The organism is Streptomyces sp. NPDC059201, from assembly GCF_042754585.1.
Lineage (GTDB): Bacteria > Actinomycetota > Actinomycetes > Streptomycetales > Streptomycetaceae > Streptomyces.
This window is the reverse complement of sequence record NZ_JBHZBB010000003.1, coordinates 106,421-121,568: the sequence shown is the minus strand read 5'-3', so window position 1 is coordinate 121,568 and position 15,148 is coordinate 106,421. Positions and strand designations below refer to the sequence as shown.

Below are 15,148 nucleotides of genomic sequence, written 5' to 3'. Positions count from 1 at the left end.
CCGCGTAGAGAGACGGTACCGGTGTCGGTCACGGCGACGGCGAGTGTGAGTACTGGTCGCCGATCGCACCCAGCACCGCACCGCCCAGCCACCGCGTCCGCCCGATCTCGCGGTACCAGGGGCGGAGGTCACGCGCGTCGTCGTCCACGGGGGCCAGCAGGCGTACGGCCCCGCCCCGCCCCCGGAGGGACATGCCCCCGGCACGGCGGCGCACGAATCGCGCCCCTGAGCGGATCGTGTTCCGCTGGTCCCGGCATGCCCGTGAGGCGGACGGCCCGCGTGAGAGGGAGGACGGATGCCTGAGGAGACGCACGTGACCCACGGGACGGGGCACGGTCATCAGGCCGGCGACCGCGAGCCGGGCGAGGCCGATCTGCGGCGCGTCGGGATCGACCCGGACTTCTGGTACCCGGTCGCCCGGTCCGCGAGCCTGCGCAGGAACAAGGTCCGCGCGGCCTCCTTCGCCGGCCGGCGCATCGCGCTGTACCGGGGCGCCACGGGCACCGCGTACGCCCTGGAGGACCGCTGCGCCCATCGCCAGGTGCCGCTCAGCCTCGGCGTCGTGGAGGGCGAGACGCTCCGCTGCTGCTACCACGCGTGGGCCTACCGGGGGAACGGACGCATCTCACAGATCCCCTACCTGCCCAAGGGCGCCCCCCGGCCACCGCGCGGAGTGCGCTCCTACCCCGTCCGCGAGCGCTACGGACTCGTCTTCGTCTTCCCCGGCGACCCCGCGCGGGCCGAGGCGGCATCCCTGCCCCTGCTCCCCGAGGCGGACTCCGCCGAGCACCGGACGATGATGTTCGCGCGTACCGTGCGCTGCCACTACTCGTTCCTGCACGAGAACCTGCTCGACATGAACCACCAGTTCCTCCACCGGGGCGTCCTCGGCCGGATCCACCCCGAACTCCTCGGGTACGACACCGATCCGCGCTCCGTGGAGGCCCGGTACCTCTTCGTCCCGTCCGGCGGCCGGAAGGACCGGGGCGCGGGCCTGCTGTCCGCGGAGGGCATGGGCGGCGCGTCGACGCCCGACGTGGTCACCATCCGCACCGAGTACCCGTACCAGACCCTCCGGGCCGTCCCCGAGACGTCGGGCACCGCCGCGTTCTCGCTGTGGGCCGCCTACGTGCCCGAGGACCTCGAACAGCGCGTCAGCCGCGTCTTCGGGCTGCTCATGATCGCGAAACCGGGACTGCCCGGAGCCCTCCACCTCGCCTGGCCGCTGATCCGGCGCTTCACCGAGCGCGTCTTCGCCCAGGACCGGATGGCCGTCGAGGCCGAGCAGCGGGCCTGGGACGAGCAGGGGGAGGACTGGAACCAGGAGGTGTTCCCCCTGATCCTCGACGTGCGCAAGGTGCTGCGCACGAACGGCGTCCCGCTCGACCTCACGTCCGCCGCGCCGCTCGACTGCCCGGACGCGGACGGCTGCGCGGGCGCCCGCGGGAGCACACCCGGATGACGGGGTACGGGGCGTGGCCCTCCCCGCCCGGGAGAGCCACGCCCCACCGTGTCGCCGGCGGGACCAGACCGTCCCGCCCGCGACGGGCTCAGCCCCGGCCGTCCGCGAACCACCGGTCAGGGTGGTCGGATGGGTGATCGCCGTGCCGACGACCACCGCGTACGCCCCGCGCTCCCGCGCGCGGGCCGCCTCGGCGGGGGAGCGGATCCGGCCCTCCGCGACGACCGGCACGCCCAGCGCGCCGGCGAGCCGCTCCACCAGATCCAGGTCCGGCCCGGCCGCCCTGCGGTCGTACGTGTCCGGGGTGTAGCCGGAGAGCGTCGTACCCACCAGATCGGCGCCGAGCCCGGCGGCCCGTACCCCTTCCTGCCCCACCCTCCACCTGCTTCGCCGCCTACCACCGGTACGCGGGCGACAAGGCGGTCGAGGTCTACGCCTTCAACGGCCACGAGGGCGGCGGCCGCGCCCACGAGCGACGGCAACTCGCCTTCGTACACGAGCACATCTGCTGACCGACGCGGCTGCTCAGCGGCTGACCGAAGCGCCCGCTCAGCGGCTCGTCACTCCGCGCGCCACGCCCTCGCCTCCGCCGCCATCACCGCACGGGCCGCCTTGACCCCGCGGTCGCCGAGGCTGCCCATGTCGGCCAGGTTGAGGGGCGGTCGCAGCGCCCTGAGCACGGCGGTCTCGACGTCGCGGAGCGCCACGCCGTCACCGGCGGGCGGTACCCACACCGCGAGCCGCAGCCGGGCGTGCATCCACTCCGTCAGCCGCTCGTCGCCGCCGCTCTCCAGCGCGTAGTTGGCGCTGCCGTCCGGCCGGGCGAGATTACGCGGCACCGCGCGCAGCGCGAGGGGCTCCCGCAGCAGGGCCGCCAGCGTCCGCCGCAGAGTTGAGGAGCCCGTCCTGCCGGTCGCGAAGTGCGTCCGAAGGTCGCGATCCGTCAGGCTGCGCTCCGCCTTCCCCACGTAGAGGGGACGGTCGGCCGTGCCCGCCGCCAGCTCCCCGACCGCCTGAGCGTCGCCGTACACCGCGTACAGACCGGCGGCGTGCGGCACCACCTTGAGCGCTTCCGCCACGGAGTGCCGAGGGCCGTCGGACAGGGCCGCGAGAGCGGCGGAAACGACGAGTTCGTCCATGACGGCGAGCCTAGGCGTCGAGGTCAGTCGCCCGTGGCGGTATCCCGGGCGGCGAGCCGGGCGGAGGGGTGAAGGAGTGGAGGAATTCGACCAATCGCCCTTGCAGTGATCGAAACTCGATCAATCGACCGGAACGCATTGACTCGATCATCGAGCGCACCTAGCTTCGGGCGGCACCGGACCGTCAGTCAGAAAGGGCGTCGCGCTCACATGACCAACCCAGCCTTTCCCATACGGCAATTGATGGGCCGCGGCCTCATCGCCGCCGCCCTCGCGCTCGGCGGCACCGCCGCCCTCCCCGCCCCGCCCGCCTCGGCCGCGGCGACCACCACGTACGTCGACTGCTCGCGCACGACCGCCGGCGACGGGAGTCAGGCCGCGCCCTTCAGCACCATCGGGCAGGCGAACGGAAAGACGTACGGCCCCGGTGACACGCTCGCGTTCGCCTCCGGCACCACCTGTACCGGCTCCCTCGCCCCGCGCGGCAGCGGCACCGCCGCCGCCCCCATCACCCTCACCCGCTACGGCACCGGCGCCCTGCCCGTGATCGACGGCGGTGGCGCCCCGAACGTGGTCTCCCTGACCAACCAGGACCACTGGCGCATCAGCGACCTCAAGCTCACCAACCCCGCCCCCACACTCGCCCGCCGCACCGGCCTGCGGATCTCCGCCACCGACGGAACGGCGCACCGGGGCTACGCCATCGGGAACCTCGTCATCGACCGGGTGGCCGGCCAGACCAGCAAGAACAGCCCCACCACCGAGGACTTCGTGCAGTCCGCCGGCATCGTCACGGGCGCCAGCGGCGCGAACTCGACCCTCAACGACGTCCACGTCCACGACAACCGGATCAGCAACACGGGCGGCGGCGGCCTGAAGATCCGCGTCGGCACCATGCCCGTCAAGGGCACCGGAGTCCTCATCGAGAACAACATCGTGACGGACGTCGGCGGCGACGGCATCATCGCCAGCTTCGCCGACGCGCCCATGATCCAGTACAACAACGCCTCCGGCGTCGGCAACGGCGTCTACCCCTTCTCCGGCGGCAACTTCGCCGGCATCTGGGTGCTCGGCGACCACAACCCGACCATCCAGAAGAACGCCGTCCACGGCATCACGCGCATGTCCGTGGCCGACAGCCAGGCGTTCGACTGCGACTGGGGCAACACGGGCACCTGCACGATCCAGTACAACTTCAGCCGCGACAACATCGGCGGCTTCTTCCTCGACTGCGACGGATGCGGCACCATCGGCGCCGCCCGGCAGGTCATCCGCTACAACATCTCCGAGAACGACTGCCGCATGAGCAGCGTCAGCGCCGGCCGCTCCGCCCTGCACCTGTACAACAACGTCTTCTACTGCACGGACAAGAAGTTCGACATCACACTCCCCGACGAGAGCGTCGTCGAGAACAACATCTGGGTCGGCACGCCCGACTCCCGACTCCCCACCGGCCCCGGGATCACCTGGCTCTGGAACGTCTTCCAGGGCGTGCCCCGGCCCACCGCCAACGGCATCACCGGCGACCCGAAGTTCGTGAACCCCGGCACCGGCGGCGACACCCTCCACTCCGCCGACGGCTACAAGCTGCGCGCCACGTCCCCCGCCCTGAACAACGGCTCCGTGATCAGCGGCAACGGCGGCCGTGACTACTGGGCGTACCCGGTCTCCGCGACGACGAAGCCGCACCGCGGCGCGTACAACGGCCCGGGACTGTAACCCTCCGCGTGGGCGGCGGCGTCAGCGGATGTCGTGGTCGGGGTGCGCCGCGTCGTACGCGCGGCGCGCCTCGGCGATCCCGGCGCGGTGCGCGAGCGACCAGTCGGCGAGTGCCTTGACCAGGTGGGTCAGCTCGGCGCCGGTCTCGGTCAGCCGGTAGTCGACCTGGGCGGGGACGGTCGGGTACACGGTACGCAGCACGAGACCGTCGCGTTCGAGCCGGCGCACGGTGAGGGTGAGCATGCGCTGGGAGATGCCGTCGATGGCGCGCTGGAGCTCGCGGAAGCGGCGCGGCCCGCCCGCGAGTTCGACGATGACGAGCACCGACCACTTGTCGCCGAGGCGGTCCTGGACATCGCGGATGCCGCAGTCGGGGTGGTCCTCGCGGCCACAGGATCCGAGGTCGGCGGGGGTGGTTACCGCGGTGTGCGTGGGTGACATCGAACTGCCTCCTTGTGACCGGTGGATAGGCGATCGAGGATCAGTGATCAGTGATCGGTGGTCGGCGATCAAGAGTAGTCGCCGACGAGAACCACGACGGAAGGCCGCACACGACATGATCCTTGTGACAGGAGCGAACGGACACCTCGGCTCCGCCACCCTCGCGGCACTCCGCGCCACCGGCGCCGCCGCGACGGGCGGCAGCCGCACGCCGGGGGAGGGAACGCGGCACCTCGACTTCGACGACCCGTCGAGCCTCGATCTCACCGGGGTGTCGACCCTGGTGCTGGTCTCCGCCGGATACGCGGAGGACGACCAGGTCGTCGCCCGGCACGCGGCGGTCCTGGACGCCGCCGCCCGCGACGGCGTCCGCCACGTCGTCTACACGAGCCTGACCACGGGCGGCGACCACCTCGGCTTCGCGCTCGCGCACCGCGCCACCGAACACCTGGTGAGGGCGAGCGGCCTGCCGTGGACCATCCTGCGCAACGGCCTGTACGCCGAACTCTTCGGCGCCCTGCTGCCCTGGACCGACGACGGCGCTCTGGAGCTGGAGTCCCCCTTCGGAGACGGCGCCCTGGCGGCGGTAGCCCGGGAGGACCTCGCCGAAGCCGCCGCGCTCGTCGCGGCGGATCCCACCGGACACGACGGCCGCGTCTACGACCTCGTCGGCACCCCGATCACCGCGGGCCAGGTGGCCGCCCGGCTCGGCGTCCCCCACCGCACCATCACCCTGGGCGAGTACCGCCGCCGACTCCTCGAAGAGGCACCGGAACTGCTGCCGTTCCAGCCGCCCATGCTCGCCTCGATCGCCACAAGCATCCGCCACGGCTTCCTGAACGCCACCACCGACGACCTCACCCACCTCCTAGGCCGCCCACCCCGCGCCCCCCTGGCCACGGCCGTAGCGGTCGCCTCCGCCGCGCGCCCTGAGTGATGTGTCGTCCTGGTCAATCCGGAGCGCCCCGGCGACCGGCGCGGGCCCCGGGGGGTGGCCCGGTCACACAGCGCCCCTGGCTCTTGAAGAAGCGAGCATCGACCCCCACGGCTTCGGCGGCCTCCCCCTGGACCGTGTGATCGCCCGCGTCCCCCGCACGGACCCGTGAGCCACGGCACGCTCCGACGACGTCGCCGTCAGATTCCGGTGGAGAGCGCGACGTGCCGCCACTGGTCGAGTTCGCGTCGTACGAGATCCAGCTTCGCCTCAATCCGCTCGACCGCGTCCGCGCCCAGTTGGAGGCGCAGCGGCGGCTCGGCGACCTCGGTGACGTCGACGATGGCCTTCGCCGCCTTCACGGGATCGCCCGGCTGCCGGCCGTCGTTCCGGGCCAGGGCTTCGCGTACCGGCCCCGCGCCGGCGACGTAGTCGGCGATGGAGGCCGGTTCGGTCTGCATGCTCGCGTCGCTGAGGAAGTCCGTACGGAACCCGCCCGGCTCCACGATCGTGACGTGGACGCCGAGCGGGGCCAGCTCGCCGTGCAGCGCCTCGGAGATGCCCTCCAGGGCGAACTTCGACGCGCCGTACAGGCCCGTCGCCGGCGCGGTGGCGAAGCCGCCGACGGAGCTGACGTTCAGGACGTGCCCGGCCCGCTGGGCGCGCAAGGTCGGAAGCGTCGCCCGCAAGGTGTTGAGCACGCCGAAGACGTTGACGTCGAACAGTGCCCGGGCGGCCTTGTCGGAGACCTCCTCGATCGCGCCGACGAGGCCGTACCCGGCGTTGTTGACCACGACGTCGATCCGGCCGAACTCCGCCAGACCGGCCACCACCGCGGCCGCCAGCTGCTCCGGTTCGGTCACGTCGGCGGTCACCGCCAGCAGGCCGTCCGGCGCTTGCGGGTGTGCCCGGAGCACGGCTGACGCGTCCCGCGCCGTGGCGATCACGCTGTGCCCGCGCTCCAGCGCCTCCCGGGTGATCTCCGCGCCGAGCCCGCGCGATGCCCCGGTGACGAACCACACGCTCATGCCATCCCCAGTTCCTTTGATCCGATGGCCTGTTGGCCGGACAACCCGACGATAGAACTTAGAGTCAGGTCTAGATCAATAGCTGTGGGGGACCGGCGTCGGAATCCGTCCCGTTCGGCCGTCTCGCCCGATACCTGCGACCTCAGCTGTCCTTGACGGTCTTGATGTCGCCGTCCTTCGTGAAAGTGACCTCCCAGACGATGTTCGCCTGCACGTCGGGCGCCGTCGCCGCGAGTCGCTTGCCCAGTTCGGCGAGCGTCATGGTCTCCGTGCCGCTCTTGGCGATGTTCGGGTTGGAGGTGGTGGCCGTCGCGCCGGGAGCGACGCCCACCTGGAAGTCGCCGGCGTCGCTCCCTGCCTCGCTGAAGATGAACTTGTCGTGCTCGGCCAGTCCTTCGAACGTCGCCAGGGCGCCCATGACGGTCTGGCCGCCGTACAGGGAAGCGGCCGTGGTGGGTCCGCCGATGTCGGAGTGGTCCCCGGGGTCCTCGTCTCCGGTGCCGGGCACGTGCGTGGTGGTGGGCGCGGCGGACGGCGTACGGGCGGTGGTCTCATCGGCCGGGGGCCCGGAGGTCGCCTCCCCGGGCTTCTCCGCCGACGCCGACGCCGATCCCGACGGAGCGGCTTCGGTCGTGGCCGGGGCGGCCGACGCGGTGCTCGTGCTCGTGGCGGTGGCCGTGCTCGTCGCGGGCGGCGTCGCCGCGTCCTCTTCCGGCCCGCAGGCGGTCAGGGCGAGGGCCGCGCAGAGAGCGACGACGGTCGCCGCGGGGCGGAGGGTCTTGTTGCTCACGATGGAACTCCTCATATCTGGCAGACGGTTTGCGAGGGGCCCGGTTCAGGCCACGTTGAGGCCCATCGCGGTGACGAGGGTGGCGGCCTGTTCGAGGCTGACCGTGGCGCGCGCCAGCTCGACGGTCAGGGGGTCGAGCGAGGACAGGTCGCTGCCCCGGAGGTCGCAGCGGATGAAGTTCGCGCTGTGCAGTTGCGCGCCGGAGAGGTCGACGTCGGTCACGTCGGCGTCCTCCAGCCGCGCGCCGGTGAGGTCGACCTCACGCATCCGTACCGAACGCAGCACGGCCTTGCGTAGGTCGGCACCCGGCAGCCCGGCGAACGACCAGTCGCCGCCGCTGACCTCGAAGAGGTTGAAGGTGCACTGCTGGAACAGGCTCCCCATGAGTTTGCAGTCGGTGAACCGGGTGTCGAAGAAGACGCAGTGACTGAAGGTGCAGTTGGTGAAGGCGGCGTTGGTGTGACGGGAGACGTTGAAGCGCACCCCCCTGAAGGTGCAGTGGTCGAAGACCGCCCCGTCGTTGGTCACCTCCGTCATGTCGACGTCCATGAACGCGCAGCGGGTATAGCTTCGACCGGAAATGTCCTGGCCGTACCAGTCCTGCGAGCGGATCACGTCGACGGGCGGGGGTGGAGACGCGGGCGTGTTCATCGGCATGTTTACATTGAACCATCGTTCAATCGAAAGTGAACCACCTCCGGGAAACCGGACCGCACCACGGACAGAGGAACCACGCGATGCCCCGTACCCCCGAAGCCTCCGCCGCCGTCCGGGACGCCACCCGGGCCCGCATCCGCAGGGCCGCCGTGCTGCTGATGGCCGAGCAGGGCTACCAGGCGACGACGCTCCGCCAGGTCGCGGCCCGCGCGGGGGTCGCCGCCGGGCTCCCCTCGCACCACTTCGGCAGCAAGGCGGGCCTGCTGATCGACGTCGCGGACGGCTGGCGCGACCGCACCCGCGCCGCACTCGCCGCCCACCGGGAGGACGACCCCCGCCTCACCCTGCGCCTCCTCGTCCGCTCGGCCCTGCTGGGCCTCGACACCTCCCCCGAGGAGATCGACGAAGGCCGCGCGGTCTCCGCCCTCCTCGCCGACCCCCAGGCCCGGGACGTCCTGCGCGCCGCCGGAGCGGACGTAGACTCCGCCGACCTGTTCCAGGCCATGGACGAAGCCCTCGAACGCCTCGGCTCCCCCGACCCCGAAGGCGACCGCCTCCTCCTCGTCGCCGGCATCCGCGGCGGCCTGGTCCTGGCCGCCGAGGACCCCGACTTCCCCTTGCGCCGCCTGGAGGACGTCCTCCTCGACCGCATAGGGCCCCGGGGCGTGGACGTCGGGCCGTCCGGCGGCGGCGATGTGTCCTGAACGAGCCGTCACTCGAAACCGAAACCCACGACGTCGCCGTCGTCTTCGTGCACGGCATCGGCCAGCAGCTGAAGGGCGCCACCCTCCTCAGCTGGGCCGAACCACTGCTGGAAGTCCTCACCGCCGCGGGCGGGGCTCACGGACTACGCACCCAGGTCACCGCGGCCTGAGACCTCGGGGGCGACGCGGCGGAGGTCACCCTCACGACCACGCACGAAGACGGGCGCCGCGCCACCTGGCTGCTCACCGAGGCCCGGTGGGCCGAGGCGTTCCATCCCTCGCCCGCCGGTGAGGTACTGACGCCCCGCTCGTCACCGCCCTGGTGACGTCGATCGGCGACGCCCAGGCGTATCGCGATCGCGAGATCCAGGCCGTCGCGATGCGCCAGATCCTGCTCACCCGGATCGACGACGCATCCCAGCGGGCCCGCCGCCTCGTCGCGGTGGCCCACTCCCAGGGGGCGGCGATCGCCTGTCGGGCGTTCCTGGAGTCCGTGGCACCGTGGGCGCGGGGACGGGACTCCTCAACAGCGACCGCAGCATGGCCGACTGGCTGAACCGGGGCACACCGCCGTGGGTGAACATCTGGACTCCGCTGGACCTGGTCTCGTCCGGCCCGATGGGCGACACCGCGCGGGCGATCACGGACCGGCTCGACGAAACCGTTCAGCACGCCACGTACGCCGAAGGCTTTCAGGTCACCTCCGCGGACGGCCTCCACCATCTGGCCTGGCTGCCCAAGGCGAGCCCCGCCTGCTGGTCCGGCAGCCGGGAGGTGGTCGACAAGGCCCGCCGCTCCTTCACGTTCGCCGGCCATGTGATCACCTACGAGTCCGTCAGCACGACCAAGCTCTCGATGCGCCGGGCGCGGCAGATCGCAGCCTCGATCATGGACCCTCCGCCTCCCCGGACGTTCCTCGACTCCGTCTTCGGCGAACCCGAGCCGGAACCCGTGGAACCGCCCGTGTGGCGGAGACACTGGACACCGCGCACCTTCCGGACGCCCGGCCCACAGGAGTGGCCGGTCACCAACCGCTTCTCCCTGGCGCGCGACCACACCTCCCACTGCGCCGACCTGACCCAGGTGCAGTACTCCCTGGCCCGCCTCCTTCTGAACCAGACCGACACCCTTTGCGAGACGCTGCCGCCGCTGCCCGACCACCTCGACCTGTGGCACACCCGCCGCGTCCGCGCCCTCGCCTGCTCGCGCATGGTCGCCGCCGGCTCCGTGGGCGCCCTCGTCGGATTGATCATCGGGCTCGACGTCGACGACACGGTGAACGGCGCGGCCAGGCGCGCGGCCGGAGGATCCGAGACAGCGGCCTGGATCATGAACCACCTCAGCGAGCACGTCGGCGCGTGGGCCGCCCTTGCGGCTGCGGGCCTCACGGCGTTCGTCGTCCTCTGCGCCGTCCTCGCCGCCTCATGGCAGGGCTGGCACCGCAAGGAAGCGCTGAGACTGCTCGCCGACCCTCGGGCCCCGGACTGCGCCTCCCCTCGTCGGGATGGGCCTTCGCCGCCCTGTACTTCTCCGCCCTGGCACTGTCCACCGCGTACTGGAGCGTCACCACCCTCTACCCCGGGGGCGGTTCCGTACTGCGCACCCTGCTCTTCTTCCTCGTCCCTCCATACCTCCTATGGGGCCTGATCTGGCCCTTCGGCGGAGTCCGCCCGCGCCGACTCCCGGCACGCGGCGCGCCCGCGGTCCCGCCCGCCAACCCCCGTGACCACACCCATGGCCACCCCCACCCGGCCCCCTACCGCCTCTCCGACTCCGGCATCAGCCAGAGCCCCATGGTCAGACGGGCCTCAGGACCTGATCAGGCTCAGCGGAAGCGGCCGCGGCGAACTCGGCGAAGCCGAGGTTGCCGATCGTCAGGTTCACATGGACCGAGTGCACCGCAGCGGGCGCGGTCCGGAACTCGCGCGGCTCTGGCGAGTCGATGAGTTCTTGGTAGTAGAGGGGGTCGAGGTCGCCCTCGTCCTCCCAGGTGGTCGTCAGAGCCAGCAGTGCCCGCCCCGGAGACCGCATCGTGTGGCGGTCGGCGAGGAAGACGACGCTCAGATACTCGTCTTCGTCCACGGCGGCAAGGACCTCATCAGCGGTCGCCCCCGACCACGTGGGCACGTCGACCGTCCGCACCCTCGCGGGGAACTCGCCGTCCGGCCCCCACGGGCGGCGCAGCTCCGCGACCACCGCATTCCACGAGTCGTCATCGCTGAAGTCGGTCCTGATGACGAGAGCGTCGTACATGTCGCGTCCGACGAGCTCGGGCATCACTCGGGCACGGTCTTCCGGCATGGTCATGCGCAGGACTGTCCCATGCCGCACTGACACCCATGCTCTGGGAGCGACCCGGTCGGTCCACTCCGCGTCGACGCCGAAGGCCACCTGCGCGAAGCCCACGCGACGTACGGCCTCGGGCGTACCCGGATCGCCGGGGGTCAGCAACCGAGCACCGGCTGATCACCGGCGACCGTCGACCCACGCTGTACGGCGTTCTCGCAGATCACCGCCGCCTCCCCGATCTCTTGGGGTTCATGCCCGCGATGCCGGATGCGGACTCCCTGTGTCTCAGCGACCATGAGCGGTTTCTCGCCGGTCGGATCGGCGTCGGGCTAGCGGATTTTGGACATCGAATACACGGCGTCCTCGCACCCCGACGGCACAAGGGGACGGCGCGGGACACTCCAGCCTCCCGCGCCGTCCGGAGTCACCTCCAGTCCACCGTGCGTCCGGTCAGCCCGTCGCCGCGGGGGAGGCGCTTGAGGGCGAGGCCCAGGAGTATCGCCGCGTATGCGCACAGTACGGCCGCCCCGGCCCACCAGGGGAGGGGGAAGTAGCCGGCGGAGGGGGCGTAGTGCGCCACGACCTGTGGGTACTCGACGAGGGTCTGCTGGACGGCGAAGGCGGCGGCCGGCGTGACCCGCAGGAGCCACTGCGACAGGCCGTCCGGCAGCAGCGGGACCGACGTCACGACGTACGGCACCGCGATGGCGAGGACGGCGGCGAGGATCGCGAGCCGGCGGCGCCGCAGCAGGGAGCCGAGCGCGAGGGCGGTCACGGCGGCGAGGGCGAGGGCGCCGGCCGTGCCGACGACGACGCGCGTCGTGGTGAGCGCGGACACCTCGATGACGGGGATCCCGTTGTCCCTCAGGATCGTCGCGCCCCCCGGGATCACGATGCCCACAGCGAGGAGCGCGGTGGTGAAGGTCGCCGCCGCGACGATCATCGCCTTCGCCGCGAGCTGGGGCCGCGTGACCGGGGCTCCGTCCGTGCTCCCGGACCGGCGCGCGGAGGTGGCGAAACGTACCGCGACCACGAGGACGACGAGCAGCGCGAGGCCCAGGCCGCCCAGGGTGCGTTCCACCGGGCGGGCGCCGTCCTCGGCACCCGCCGGGCCGATGTCGCCGTTGCCGGTGACGGTGATCGTGCCGTTTTTCTCCACCGCCCCGGACGCCAGGTGGTACTTCTCCCAGTCCGAACGGTTCCGCTCACCGACGCCGTCGTCGGTCCAGCCCCCGGAGGCCGTACCCCGCAGGGTGACGTGGTCGAAGGTGCCGCCGGCCTGCGTCCAGCGCACCTGCTCCGTGGCGCCGCCCAGGCCCGTCCTCCGTAGCGTCAGGTCCCCGGGGGAGGCGGCGAACAGGCCGACCTGCGCGGTCTCGGGAAGCCCGGGCAGCCGCACGGTCCCGACCTTCGTCCAGGTCGTGCCGTCGGCGGACTCATGGCCGGTGACCGTGTCGCCCGACCGCGTCAGCCGCAGCCAGCGCGGCGCGCCACCACCCTTGCCTCCCCTGCCACTTACTTCGCCGCCACTGCCTCCGCTGCCACCGACTCGCGTGTCACTGCCGGCGATGTCATGGCGGTAGTCGTACTGCATCCGCACGCCGTGGCTGCCCGTGACCATCAGTGCGGCGTAGGAGGATCCAGGGCGGAGACCGTCCTTGATGATGATCCCGGCCTTCGCCCACGGCACCAGGCCCGGGACGATCCGATCGTGGTCCGGTGGCGGGTAGGTGATCGTCCCCGTCATGGACGTCATCCGGACCGTGATGCTGCCGTCGGCGCCCATGTCACGGTGCAGGAAGGAGAATTGGTCGTTGACGAGGGAGCCGTCGGGCCCGATCGGCTTGGCAGGGCAAGGGCCGTCGCACGAGGCGTGGTTGCCGAACGCGTAGAGCAGACCGAGGGCGACGACGGACAGGGCCGCGACCACCATCGCGATCACCCGCCCCAGACGCCGGAACTCGGTCCACTCCCGCCGGAGTTGTTCGCTGGTCGGAAACATGGCTCTGGTCTACGGACCCGGCCATAACGTGGTCCGAACGGTTGCTGTCACCTCGCTGTTAGGTGCGGTCGGGCATGCTGGGCCCCGCCGGGAAGCGAAAGAGGTGAGGGGCCCATGGGCAAGCCGAAGGGCGGGGGCGGGACCGTACGCAGACGATTCACGATCCTGTACGCCGGGGGATTCCTGGTGTCCGGAATGGTGCTGCTCGCCCTCACTTACCTGATGTCCGGAGCCAGGGTCGCCCATCGCGCCCCCGAACAGACTCCGGGCGAGGTCCCGCCGGGCCGGTCCGACCTCGCCCTCGCCCTCGCTGAGCAGCGGATACATGACCTGAGCAGCCGGCTCTCCGACGTGCACGCCCAGCAGAACCACCAGTTGCTGGTCGGCTCGCTGATCGCGCTGGCGGTGATGGTGGGCCTCTCGCTCCTCCTCGGCCGGATCCTCGCCGGTCGAGTCCTGCGCCCGCTGCGCCTGATCACCGCGGCGACACGCCGCATCTCCGCGGAGAACCTGCACCAGCGGCTCGCCGTGGCCGGTCCCGCCGATGAGGTCAAGGAGCTCGCCGACACGGTCGACGGCCTTCTGGAACGCCTCGAAGCCTCGTTCGTCGCACAGCGCCGTTTCGTCGGCAACGCCTCGCACGAACTGCGTACACCGCTGGCGACGATGAGGGCGTCACTGGACGTCGCCATCGCCAAACCGGAGCCGGCGGCACAGACCCTCGCCCTCGCCGGCCGGATCCGTACCGAGCTCGACCGCGTCGACCACCTGCTGGACGGCTTCCTCGTCCTCGCACGGGCGCAGCACGGCCCCCCTGCGGACCGGACCCCCGTACCGCTCGGCGACCTGGCACGAACGGCACTGACGGCCCGGACCGCCGACATCGCCGCGAAAGCGCTGACCGTCGAGGACGACGTCCGGGCGCGTGCCTGGACGGAGGGCAGCGAGGCGCTGCTGTCCCGGATGGTGGAGAACGTGATCGACAACGCGATCGTGCACAACGAGGCGAACGGCTGGATCCGGATCTCCACCGAACGCACCGCTACGGAAGCGTGCCTGGTCGTCGAGACCGGCGGGCGCGTCCTCGACCAGGAGCAGGTGGACCGGCTGGTGCAGCCGTTCGAGCGGCTCGGCGCCGACCGGACGGGGCCGGAGGGGAGTACGGGCCTGGGGCTGTCGATCGTCGCGGCGATCGTCGCCGCGCACGGCGGCCGCCTTGCCCTGCTGGCGAGGCCGGAGGGCGGCCTGCGCGTCGCGGTGGCGCTGCCGTCGGCAGCCGGAGCGGAAAGCGGAGAGGTGACGGCGCGATGAGGATCCTGGTCGTGGAGGACGCGCGGTCGCTCGCCGAGGTCGTCGCCGAGGGGCTGCGGGACCAGGGGATGGCCGTGGACGTCGCGCACGACGGCCTGGAGGCCGCCGCGAAGCTCGATGTGAACACGTACGACGTGGTGGTCCTCGACCGCGACCTACCGGGCATCCACGGCGACACGCTCTGCCAGATGATCACCGAGCGGGACGACCGCGCGATGGTGCTGATGCTGACCGCGGCCGGAACCCCCGGCGACCGGGTCAGCGGCCTCACCCTCGGCGCCGACGACTACCTCGGCAAGCCCTTCCACTTCCCCGAGCTGATCCTGCGCATCCGCTCCCTGGCCCGCCGCAGACCGACCGCCCGAGCCCGCACTCTGCGCGCCGCCGGCCTGGAGCTGGACCCGGCACGCCACACCGCCCTCCGCGACGGCCGCCCGCTCGACCTGTCGGCCAAGGAGTTCGCCCTCCTGGAAGCCCTGCTGCGCGCCAGCCCCGGCTTCCTGAGCGCCGAGGACCTCCTGGAACAGGTCTGGGACGAGAACGCCGACCCCTTCACCAACACAGTCACCGTCACCATCGGCCGCCTCCGCCGCAAACTCGGCACCCCACCAGCCATCACGACAACCCCCGGGGTGGGCTACCGCATCACCGACACAGCCCCGCCGCCCTGAA

General features: G+C 71.8%; 15 protein-coding genes and 2 pseudogenes. 9 read left to right on the top strand and 8 right to left on the bottom strand.

The genetic code is table 11. The annotated features are described in order from the left end of the window. Positions 1–295: 295 nt before the first annotated feature. Positions 296–1,462, top strand: coding sequence for a Rieske 2Fe-2S domain-containing protein (locus ACFXMG_RS10950; RefSeq protein ID WP_383814778.1), 1,167 nt, complete (start codon positions 296–298; stop codon positions 1,460–1,462). A gap of 114 nt (positions 1,463–1,576) precedes the next feature. Here the strand turns inward: ACFXMG_RS10950 and ACFXMG_RS10945 are convergent. Further along, positions 1,577–1,828: pseudogene (locus ACFXMG_RS10945) on the bottom strand (N-acetylmannosamine-6-phosphate 2-epimerase); the annotation flags it as partial. Positions 1,829–1,890: 62 nt separating this feature from the next. Here ACFXMG_RS10945 and ACFXMG_RS10940 point away from each other — a divergent pair. Then, positions 1,891–1,974, top strand: a pseudogene (locus ACFXMG_RS10940) (hypothetical protein); the annotation flags it as partial. A 48-nt stretch (positions 1,975–2,022) separates the two neighbouring features. Here the strand turns inward: ACFXMG_RS10940 and ACFXMG_RS10935 are convergent. Beyond that, positions 2,023–2,601 carry a GIY-YIG nuclease family protein gene (locus ACFXMG_RS10935; protein ID WP_383814779.1) on the bottom strand — a complete coding sequence of 193 codons (579 nt, stop codon included), beginning with the start codon at positions 2,599–2,601 and terminating at the stop codon, positions 2,023–2,025. Between the two features lie 210 nt (positions 2,602–2,811). Between ACFXMG_RS10935 and ACFXMG_RS10930 the strand changes: the two genes are divergently transcribed. After that, positions 2,812–4,320, top strand: a complete 1,509-nt coding sequence (locus ACFXMG_RS10930; RefSeq protein WP_383814781.1) for a right-handed parallel beta-helix repeat-containing protein — start codon at positions 2,812–2,814, stop codon at positions 4,318–4,320. Between the two features lie 21 nt (positions 4,321–4,341). Here ACFXMG_RS10930 and ACFXMG_RS10925 read toward each other — a convergent pair whose 3' ends face one another. Next, positions 4,342–4,761 carry a winged helix-turn-helix transcriptional regulator gene (locus ACFXMG_RS10925; RefSeq protein WP_383814783.1) on the bottom strand — a complete coding sequence of 140 codons (420 nt, stop codon included), beginning with the start codon at positions 4,759–4,761 and terminating at the stop codon, positions 4,342–4,344. Positions 4,762–4,876: 115 nt separating this feature from the next. Between ACFXMG_RS10925 and ACFXMG_RS10920 the strand changes: the two genes are divergently transcribed. Next, complete coding sequence (locus ACFXMG_RS10920; RefSeq protein ID WP_383814784.1) at positions 4,877–5,698, top strand: NAD(P)H-binding protein; 822 nt, start codon at positions 4,877–4,879, stop codon at positions 5,696–5,698. Positions 5,699–5,895: 197 nt separating this feature from the next. Here the strand turns inward: ACFXMG_RS10920 and ACFXMG_RS10915 are convergent, their stop codons facing one another. The 3 genes from ACFXMG_RS10915 to ACFXMG_RS10905 all read right to left on the bottom strand — a co-directional run bounded on the left by ACFXMG_RS10915 (position 5,896) and on the right by ACFXMG_RS10905 (position 8,170). After that, positions 5,896–6,723, bottom strand: a complete 828-nt coding sequence (locus tag ACFXMG_RS10915; RefSeq protein WP_383814786.1) for an oxidoreductase — start codon at positions 6,721–6,723, stop codon at positions 5,896–5,898. A gap of 142 nt (positions 6,724–6,865) precedes the next feature. Further along, a complete protein-coding gene (locus tag ACFXMG_RS10910) occupies positions 6,866–7,513 on the bottom strand; it encodes a hypothetical protein (protein WP_383814787.1) in 648 nt (215 codons plus the stop codon). 45 nt (positions 7,514–7,558) lie between these two features. Beyond that, positions 7,559–8,170 (bottom strand): pentapeptide repeat-containing protein, encoded by a 612-nt coding sequence (locus ACFXMG_RS10905; RefSeq protein ID WP_383814789.1) that lies wholly within the window; start codon positions 8,168–8,170, stop codon positions 7,559–7,561. A gap of 80 nt (positions 8,171–8,250) precedes the next feature. Here ACFXMG_RS10905 and ACFXMG_RS10900 point away from each other — a divergent pair, with 80 nt between their 5' ends. The 3 genes from ACFXMG_RS10900 to ACFXMG_RS10890 all read left to right on the top strand — a co-directional run bounded on the left by ACFXMG_RS10900 (position 8,251) and on the right by ACFXMG_RS10890 (position 10,521). After that, positions 8,251–8,874, top strand: coding sequence for a TetR/AcrR family transcriptional regulator (locus ACFXMG_RS10900; RefSeq protein WP_383814790.1), 624 nt, complete (start codon positions 8,251–8,253; stop codon positions 8,872–8,874). Positions 8,875–8,921: 47 nt separating this feature from the next. Next, positions 8,922–9,044, top strand: a complete 123-nt coding sequence (locus ACFXMG_RS10895; RefSeq protein WP_383814791.1) for a hypothetical protein — start codon at positions 8,922–8,924, stop codon at positions 9,042–9,044. Positions 9,045–9,375: 331 nt separating this feature from the next. Then, positions 9,376–10,521, top strand: a complete 1,146-nt coding sequence (locus ACFXMG_RS10890) for a hypothetical protein (RefSeq protein ID WP_383814793.1) — start codon at positions 9,376–9,378, stop codon at positions 10,519–10,521. A 150-nt stretch (positions 10,522–10,671) separates the two neighbouring features. On the opposite strand, the gene ACFXMG_RS10885 is transcribed toward ACFXMG_RS10890, so the two are convergent. Next, a complete protein-coding gene (locus ACFXMG_RS10885) occupies positions 10,672–11,151 on the bottom strand; it encodes a DUF6924 domain-containing protein (protein ID WP_383814795.1) in 480 nt (159 codons plus the stop codon). Between the two features lie 436 nt (positions 11,152–11,587). Then, on the bottom strand, positions 11,588–13,165 hold the full coding sequence (locus ACFXMG_RS10880; RefSeq protein ID WP_383814797.1) for a hypothetical protein: 1,578 nt from the start codon (positions 13,163–13,165) through the stop codon (positions 11,588–11,590). A gap of 114 nt (positions 13,166–13,279) precedes the next feature. On the opposite strand from ACFXMG_RS10880, the gene ACFXMG_RS10875 reads away from it, so the two are divergent. Both ACFXMG_RS10875 and ACFXMG_RS10870 read left to right on the top strand, forming a co-directional pair. Then, a complete protein-coding gene (locus tag ACFXMG_RS10875; protein ID WP_383814799.1) occupies positions 13,280–14,476 on the top strand; it encodes a sensor histidine kinase in 1,197 nt (398 codons plus the stop codon). Continuing rightward, positions 14,473–15,147: a response regulator transcription factor gene (locus ACFXMG_RS10870; protein ID WP_383814801.1), complete on the top strand. Its 675-nt coding sequence runs from the start codon at positions 14,473–14,475 to the stop codon at positions 15,145–15,147. The genes ACFXMG_RS10875 and ACFXMG_RS10870 overlap by 4 nt, the downstream gene beginning before the upstream one ends. The last annotated feature ends 1 nt before the right edge of the window (position 15,148 follow it).

Coding starts and splice junctions, on each gene's coding strand:
- ACFXMG_RS10950 (WP_383814778.1), top strand. CDS start 296: ATGCCTGAGGAGACGCACGTGACCCACGGGACGGGGCACGGTCATCAG.
- ACFXMG_RS10935 (WP_383814779.1), bottom strand. CDS start 2,601: ATGGACGAACTCGTCGTTTCCGCCGCTCTCGCGGCCCTGTCCGACGGC.
- ACFXMG_RS10930 (WP_383814781.1), top strand. CDS start 2,812: ATGACCAACCCAGCCTTTCCCATACGGCAATTGATGGGCCGCGGCCTC.
- ACFXMG_RS10925 (WP_383814783.1), bottom strand. CDS start 4,761: ATGTCACCCACGCACACCGCGGTAACCACCCCCGCCGACCTCGGATCC.
- ACFXMG_RS10920 (WP_383814784.1), top strand. CDS start 4,877: ATGATCCTTGTGACAGGAGCGAACGGACACCTCGGCTCCGCCACCCTC.
- ACFXMG_RS10915 (WP_383814786.1), bottom strand. CDS start 6,723: ATGAGCGTGTGGTTCGTCACCGGGGCATCGCGCGGGCTCGGCGCGGAG.
- ACFXMG_RS10905 (WP_383814789.1), bottom strand. CDS start 8,170: ATGCCGATGAACACGCCCGCGTCTCCACCCCCGCCCGTCGACGTGATC.
- ACFXMG_RS10900 (WP_383814790.1), top strand. CDS start 8,251: ATGCCCCGTACCCCCGAAGCCTCCGCCGCCGTCCGGGACGCCACCCGG.
- ACFXMG_RS10885 (WP_383814795.1), bottom strand. CDS start 11,151: ATGCCCGAGCTCGTCGGACGCGACATGTACGACGCTCTCGTCATCAGG.
- ACFXMG_RS10880 (WP_383814797.1), bottom strand. CDS start 13,165: ATGTTTCCGACCAGCGAACAACTCCGGCGGGAGTGGACCGAGTTCCGG.
- ACFXMG_RS10875 (WP_383814799.1), top strand. CDS start 13,280: ATGGGCAAGCCGAAGGGCGGGGGCGGGACCGTACGCAGACGATTCACG.
- ACFXMG_RS10870 (WP_383814801.1), top strand. CDS start 14,473: ATGAGGATCCTGGTCGTGGAGGACGCGCGGTCGCTCGCCGAGGTCGTC.